Source organism: Ideonella azotifigens (assembly GCF_006519715.1).
GTDB classification, from domain to species: domain Bacteria; phylum Pseudomonadota; class Gammaproteobacteria; order Burkholderiales; family Burkholderiaceae_C; genus Ideonella; species Ideonella azotifigens.
On the sequence record NZ_VIDT01000880.1, the window covers coordinates 1 to 1923 of the forward strand.

2 protein-coding genes are annotated in these 1923 nt (G+C 67.8%); both read right to left on the reverse strand.

Annotated elements, in window-relative coordinates:
* Window positions 1-191: 191 nt before the first annotated feature.
* On the reverse strand, window positions 192-1172 hold the full coding sequence (locus tag FKP22_RS28800) for a potassium channel beta subunit family protein (protein ID WP_141291559.1): 981 nt from the start codon (window positions 1170-1172) through the stop codon (window positions 192-194).
* A gap of 60 nt (window positions 1173-1232) precedes the next feature.
* A partial coding sequence (locus tag FKP22_RS28805) for a GGDEF domain-containing protein (RefSeq protein ID WP_141291561.1) occupies window positions 1233-1923 on the reverse strand: 691 nt, incomplete at its 5' end.

The following is a 1923-nucleotide window of genomic DNA, read 5'->3' on the forward strand; positions in this document are numbered from 1 at the left end:
GGCGCTGCGACCCAAGCTGGACGCCGCCATCGCAGACGGCCGCGTCGGCGCCCGGTTGTGGCCGGGGCCGTGGACCGATGTTGGCACGATCGAGCGGCTGGACGCGCTGAACCGCTGAGTTTGCGCGGCCGGCACCGGGCCGCCCGGCAGGTGGTCTTGCGTACCCGCGAGACCGGGTGCCCCAGTCACGCTCAGTCCGCCAGCTTGCCGGTGATTTCCTCGATGCGCGCCATCACCTCAGGCGTCAGCTTGTCGGCAATCGCCAGCGCACCCAGGTTGCTCTGCAGCTGCGAGACCTTGGACGCGCCGGTGATCACCGAGCTGACGTGCGGATTTTTCGTCGCCCAGGCGATGGCCAGTTGCGCGGTGGTGCCCCCGAGCTCGGCGGCAATCGGCGCGAGCTGCTGCACCGCGGCGTTCTTGGCGGCATCGGTCAGGCCCTCACGCAGGAAACCCATGTCCTGCAGCGCGCCGCGCGAATCGGCCGGTACGCCGGCGCTGTACTTGCCGGTGAGCAGGCCCGAAGCCAGCGGGCTCCAGGTCGTCAGGCCCAGGCCGATGTCGTCGTAGAGCCGGGCGTACTCATGCTCCACCTTGCGGCGGTGGAACAGGTGGTACTGCGGCTGCTCGACCACCGGCTTGTGCAGGTGATGGCGCTCGGCAATGTCCCAGGCGGCGCGGATCTCGGCCGCGCTCCACTCGCTGGTGCCCCAGTACAGCGCTTTGCCCTGGGTGATCATGTCGCTCATCGCGTGCACGGTCTCCTCGATCGGCGTGTTCGGGTCCGGCCGGTGGCAGTAGACGAGGTCCAGGTGCGCCAGGCCGAAGCGCTGCAGCGAGCCGTCGATGGCCTGCATCAGGTACTTGCGGTTCAGCGTGTTCTTGCGGTTCACCGGCCCATGCTGGCCCGGCAGGCCCCAGAAGAACTTGGTCGAGACGACATAGTCCAGCCGGTTCCAGCCCAGCTTCTTCAGCGCCTGCCCCATCACGGTTTCGCTCTCGCCGGCGGCATAGGCCTCGGCGTTGTCGAAGAAGTTGACGCCGGCATCAAAGGCCGCGGCCATCATCTCGACGGCGGCATTGACATTGACCTGGTTGTGGTACGTGACCCACGAACCCAGCGACAGCTCGCTGACTTGCAGGCCGGCGCGGCCCAGGCGGCGATAACGCATGAGGATCTCCTGATGGATTTGGAATGAGCTGCGCAGCTTATCCAGCCGCGCCAACCTTGTTCACTCCAGTGGCACCGAGAAAAACCGGTAGCCGCCCTCGCCAGCGGTCTTGGTGGCATACATCGCGCGGTCGGCATTGGCCATGATGTCGCTGGCGGTTTCGCCGTCATGCGGGTAGCGGGCGATGCCGATGCTGGCGTCGACCTGCAGCTGCTTGCAGCCGTGCGGCACCGGCAGGCGGATCTCGTCGAGCAGCTTCTCTGCGATCAGGGCCACGTGCAGCGGGTGGGCCGAGGTGTCCAGCAGCACGACGAACTCGTCGCCGCCCAGGCGGGCCACGGTGTCGGCCTGGCGCATCGCGGCGTGCAGCCGCTGGGCGATGATTTGCAGCACCACGTCGCCGGCATCGTGGCCGTGCTGGTCGTTGACCTGCTTGAAGTTGTTCAGGTCGATGAACAGCAGGCAGACCGCTTCGCCATTGCGCCTGGCCTGGGCCAACGCGTGCGCCAGCCGGTCCTGGAACAGCCGGCGGTTCGGCAGGCCGGTCAGCATGTCGTGGTGCGACAGGTGCTCCAGTTCCTGCTGCTTGGTCGTCAGGTCGGCCAGCTGGCGCGTGATCTGCACCTGCATCTGCTGGAAACGGCGCGCCAGCGAACCGATCTCGTCATTGCGGCGCAGCGGCAGGTCGCCCGGCGTCTCGCCGGCCGCGAAACGCCGCGCGGCCTCCGACACGGCATTGATCGGCCGGGTC